Source organism: Albidovulum sp. (assembly GCF_049646345.1).
Lineage (GTDB): Bacteria > Pseudomonadota > Alphaproteobacteria > Rhodobacterales > Rhodobacteraceae > Albidovulum.
In genome coordinates this window covers 1-2,688 of record NZ_JBARVQ010000315.1, presented here as the reverse complement: position 1 = coordinate 2,688, position 2,688 = coordinate 1, and the positions used below count along the sequence as shown (strand labels likewise).

Here is a 2,688-nt window from a genome sequence, read left to right as displayed (position 1 = left end):
CGACCAAGTCGCCACACCTTCCTTCGGATAGACGTAGGCGATGGCCGGATTTTCCAGACGCTGGCGCATTGCCGAGCCGTTCCAGTCGATGGTCGCGGCGAAATCGCCAGCGAGCATGTGTTCGATGGTGCCGTATTCCATGGCCGCCCAGTGCTGCTTGGCGTTGACCAGCGTTGCATGGGCTTTCTTGAGAACCTCCTCGTCGGCGCTGCACAACTCGCCGCCATTATAGGCGATGGCGCCGAAGATGATGTCGCTCATCTCGGGTACGACATTGACCTTGCCCTGAAGCTCGGCCGGCGGATCGAAGGCGATGGACCAGCTGTCGAGCGGACCCTTGTAGACATCGGTATTGACCGCAATCCCGATGGTGCCGTGCTGCCAGGGTGCCGAGTACTTCCGGCCCGGATCGAAATCGGGATCGGCCCATTCCGGCGCGATGTTCTTACCGTTCTCCATCTGGCCGGGGTTGGTCTCCAGAAGCAGCCCCTCGGCGATCCAGATCGGGAGGTGGCTTTGCGAGGGCACGGCGATGTCGAAGCCGGTATTGCCGAGCCGCACCTTGGCCAGCGCAGTCTCGTTCGAGTCGAAGTCCGTGATCGTCACTCTGACGTCATAGGTCCTCTCGAACTTCTCAATGAGTTCGGGGTTCGTATAGTCGCCCCAGTTGTAGATGTTCAGCACGCCTTCGGCATGCGCGGCGGTCGTCGTGGCTAAGAGTGCCATCATCAGTCCTGACAGTTTCATGGGTCCTCCCTTGGGTTATTGTGTCAGTGGGTCTTTAGTTTCGTCTCTTGCTGGCAAAGAAGAAAAGCGTCACGACCAGCACCGAGAACAACAGGAACACGGCCGAGATGGCATTCACCTCGGGTGTGATCGAACGGCGGAGCTGGCCGAGCATGTAAGTGGGCAGCGTATCCTGCCCGGCGGATTTCACGAATTCGGTGATGACCACGTCATCGAGCGAGATGACGAAAGCGAGCATCAGGCCGGCGAGGATTCCGGGCCAGAGAAGCGGTAGGGTCACGTAGCGAAATGTATTCCAGCGAGTGGCGTAAAGGTCGGCCGCAGCCGTTTCCAGCGTCAGGTCCATGTTTTCCAGCCGCGCGCGGATCGGAAGATAGGCGAAAGGGACGCAAAACGCGGTATGGGCGGCGATCAGGTAACCGATACCGGTATAGCCGATCCAGCCCTTGACCTGAGAAAAGACGATAAGGAGAGCGACGGCCGTCACGATCTCGGGGATCATCAGCGGCGCGTTCAACAGCGCATATTTGAAGGTTAGACCAGGATAGGGTCTGGTCCGTGTCGTCGCAAGCGCCGCCATCGTTGCGACAATGGTCGCGATGATGGCGGCTATCGAGGCGACGTGGAACGACCGAACCGTGGCTTCAATGACCTGCTTGTTCTGCGCCGCCTCATGGAACCAACGCAGCGAGACACCTTCGAAATGGCTCAGGCTGGAGGAGGAGTTGAAGGCAAAGATGACCAGAACGAAGATCGGCAAGTAGAGCGCGGCGAAACAGGCAATCGCCATGGCCGTGAAGCCGCGCTGGTGCTTGACGGAAAACGGCTTAGCCATTGTGTCCCCCTGCCTTGTCGGCGTTGCGGACATAGACGATCAGCGCCGCCATCACGACCGCCATCAGCGAGATCGACAGTGCCGAGCCAAGGGGCCAGTTCCGGCCCTGACCGAACTGCAAGTCGATCAGGTTGCCGATCATCAGGTTCTTGCCGCCGCCCAGCACGTTCGGCGTGACATAGGCGCCGAGCGAGGGGATGAAGACGAGGATGCAGCCCGCGACGATGCCCGGCTTGACCAGCGGGACGATGATCAGCCGGAGCACGCGGAAAGGCGTCGCGTAGAGGTCGTAGCCCGCCTCGACGGTGCGGAAGTCGAGCTTCTCCATGCTGGCGTAAAGCGGCAGCACCATAAGCGGCAGGTAAACATAGACCATGCCTGCAAGGATCGCGCCATCGGTGTAGAGCATTCGGATCGGTTCCCCGATCAGGCCGAGGCCCGTCAGGATCGTGTTGATCGTGCCATCGTTGCGGATGATCTGGAGGATCGCGAAGGTGCGGATCAGGAGGTTCGTCCAGAACGGGATGGTGATCAGAAAGAGCCAGAGTTCGCGCGTGTTCGGGGGGCGCGTCGCGATGAAATAGGCAGTTGGGAAGCCGAAGACCAATGTCAGCAATGTGGTTTCCAGCGACAGCCGGATCGAGCGCCAGAAGATCGCAAGATGGGCATCGGCGATCGACAGCGTATCGTCGAAGAGCCCGCGCTCCATGACCACATTGGTCCAGGCCTCGGTTGAGAATTCCGGAAGCACCCCACCATAGGGGCCGGCCGCAAGGAAGGAATAGAGCAGCACGACCAGAAGCGGACCGGTCGCGGCAAAGAGCACAATGAGAAGTGCGGGCGACGACAGAAGCCAGCGGCGCGTGAGCGCACGGCGAGCGTCGGCCCTGATCGCGGACTGGCTCATGCCCCGGCCCTCAGGATGCGCGCGGCGTCGGCGGCCACGGCGACACTCACCTCACTGCCGATGGCAAGCTCGCTGCTGAGCCGGGGCTTGTTCTGCTGACGGGTCACGAAGACAGACCCGTCCGGAAGGCGGACGTGGAAATGGGTATCCGTGCCGAAATAGACCACGTTTTCAAGTGTGCCTTTGGTCACGCCGCTGC

4 protein-coding genes are annotated in these 2,688 nt (G+C 60.8%); all 4 read right to left on the bottom strand.

Features of this window, described 5'->3' with window-relative positions; translation table 11 throughout:
- On the bottom strand, positions 1-747 hold a 747-nt coding region (locus tag WBB85_RS08015; RefSeq protein WP_432638097.1), incomplete at its 3' end, for an extracellular solute-binding protein.
- Positions 748-781: 34 nt separating this feature from the next.
- Positions 782-1,582 carry an ABC transporter permease gene (locus tag WBB85_RS08010; RefSeq protein WP_432638096.1) on the bottom strand — a complete coding sequence of 267 codons (801 nt, stop codon included), beginning with the start codon at positions 1,580-1,582 and terminating at the stop codon, positions 782-784.
- Positions 1,575-2,489 carry an ABC transporter permease gene (locus WBB85_RS08005; protein WP_432638095.1) on the bottom strand — a complete coding sequence of 305 codons (915 nt, stop codon included), beginning with the start codon at positions 2,487-2,489 and terminating at the stop codon, positions 1,575-1,577. Before WBB85_RS08005 ends, WBB85_RS08010 begins: the two co-directional genes overlap by 8 nt.
- The coding region (locus WBB85_RS08000) for a TOBE domain-containing protein (protein ID WP_432638094.1) at positions 2,486-2,688 on the bottom strand (203 nt) is incomplete at its 5' end. The genes WBB85_RS08005 and WBB85_RS08000, both read right to left, overlap by 4 nt.

Coding starts and splice junctions, on each gene's coding strand:
- WBB85_RS08010 (WP_432638096.1), bottom strand. CDS start 1,582: ATGGCTAAGCCGTTTTCCGTCAAGCACCAGCGCGGCTTCACGGCCATG.
- WBB85_RS08005 (WP_432638095.1), bottom strand. CDS start 2,489: ATGAGCCAGTCCGCGATCAGGGCCGACGCTCGCCGTGCGCTCACGCGC.